The organism is Vibrio sp. Vb0349 (assembly GCF_033338975.1).
This window is the reverse complement of record NZ_JAWOTS010000128.1, coordinates 1-1,638: the sequence shown is the minus strand read 5'-3', so window position 1 is coordinate 1,638 and position 1,638 is coordinate 1. Positions and strand designations below refer to the sequence as shown.

Genomic DNA, 1,638 nt, shown 5'->3' with positions numbered 1-1,638 from the left:
ATGACGAAAATGGTGGCGAAATTGCAGATAACTTGCGCCAACTGTACGACTTCTGTCAAGTCGAACTGTACTACGCAAGCGTACAAAATGACGCTGACCGTTTAATGAACGTCGAACGTGTAATGGGTAATATTCGTGAAGGTTGGATGAATTTTGGACAACAAGCATAAAGTGTCGCCAGAGCGATTCCGTCACTTATCTCAGCTAATCCAATTCGCCACTAAGACGGCGGATTGGCACGCGCTAAAACGCCATGATTTGCAGCTTCGAGAGCTGCTTATCAGTCATAAGCCGTTTTTGAAAGATCCCAAATTAGCACCTGAGATTCAGCGTGCTAAATCCGTGCACGCGGATGCTTTTGCTGCATTAGAGAAAGCCACTGGTGAGCTCAAAAAAGAGATGAACATGGCGAACGATCAACAAGAGCGTGCCATGGCATATCAACTAGCGATGACAATGGAGATGACACAATGATGATTTCTTCTTCACTGCCATCGTCAAATGCCGCTCCAGCTTCAGAAGGCCGAATCACGCAAGCAAAAGACGTTCAAGGCTTTTCGCAGCGCAATGCTTCAGGGCAAGCACCTCTGAATCAATCCGCCGCATTATCAGAGCAAGCAGTACCAAGCTTTCGCCTTGCTGCACAAACTTTCTCAAGCGAAGAGCGCAAAGAGGCGACAACTGCAACAACGGAAGAAAATGCTGCTGTTGACACCACAGGAATGAATGTTCTTCTGAGTGCAACAACACCAACTGAAACACCAGACCTTGCAGCGCAAGCGCAAACCTTGACGCAAGGCATGCTAAACATGGCTGAGAAATCGGTTGCGTCGTTCAACAAAGTCAATCCGTTGGAAGTAAAAGGTGAAGCAAAAACAACAAGCCCAGCGCAAGCTAATGCCTTGTTAAACACATCACCGCAACAACAAGATATTCAAACTAGCCAAACGACTTCTGCGAATGCACGCGTGAACACCTCTGCCGTAGACTTTCAAGCATTGTTGAACCAACCAGCGCAAGGGCAAGCAACGACTTCACCACTGAACGTTCAAACTTCTGCTCCGTCCGCTCAAGCAGTGAGTGCTGCGACAGTGGCTCATGCTCATACGCAAGGCTCAGAGTGGGCAGCAGTGAAAGTGGACACAAGTGCAGGCAAATGGGGCGAGCAGATGATGCAGGTGCTGCATGACCGAGTCACCTTGCAAGCACAGCAAAGTGTTCAGGAAGCGAAAATCCGTCTCGATCCGCCCGATCTAGGCGGACTGGATTTACTCGTTCGTGTTGAGGGCGATCGATTGAGCGTACAGATCAACGCAAACACGGCGGCAACACGTGAAGCCTTGATGCAAGTATCGGAACGCTTACGCACTGAACTACAAGAACAAAACTTCGTCCATGTTGATGTCAATGTAGGTGCCGACCAAGGTCAAGAGCGCCATCAGCAACAGATGAATGACGAAGACACCACAATTTTCGCTGCACGTGAGTCCAGCGCATTTCAATCCAATACAACAACAAACTATTCAGAACACTGGCTGAACACTCAAGCCTAAGTTAGTCATCGAGGAAAAAGGTTATGACCAAACAACAAATGATCGCCCTGTTTATCGCCATGATCATCACCAGTGCCCTCGTTTC

3 protein-coding genes and 1 pseudogene are annotated in these 1,638 nt (G+C 48.4%); all 4 read left to right on the top strand.

Annotated elements, in window-relative coordinates; genetic code table 11:
- Positions 1–170 (top strand): flagellar export chaperone FliS (locus R7Q47_RS23825; RefSeq protein WP_318089625.1); only part of this gene is annotated, 170 nt, incomplete at its 5' end.
- Entirely contained in the window at positions 154–474 is a 321-nt protein-coding gene (locus tag R7Q47_RS23820; protein WP_005478392.1) for a hypothetical protein, read from the top strand. The genes R7Q47_RS23825 and R7Q47_RS23820, both read left to right, overlap by 17 nt.
- On the top strand, positions 471–1,553 hold the full coding sequence (locus tag R7Q47_RS23815; RefSeq protein ID WP_318089622.1) for a flagellar hook-length control protein FliK: 1,083 nt from the start codon (positions 471–473) through the stop codon (positions 1,551–1,553). Before R7Q47_RS23820 ends, R7Q47_RS23815 begins: the two co-directional genes overlap by 4 nt.
- A gap of 23 nt (positions 1,554–1,576) precedes the next feature.
- A pseudogene (locus R7Q47_RS23810) lies at positions 1,577–1,638 on the top strand (flagellar protein); the annotation flags it as partial.

Bases quoted from the DNA above. Each gene is read 5' to 3' on its own strand.
- R7Q47_RS23815 (WP_318089622.1), top strand. From the start codon at position 471: ATGATGATTTCTTCTTCACTGCCATCGTCAAATGCCGCTCCAGCTTCA.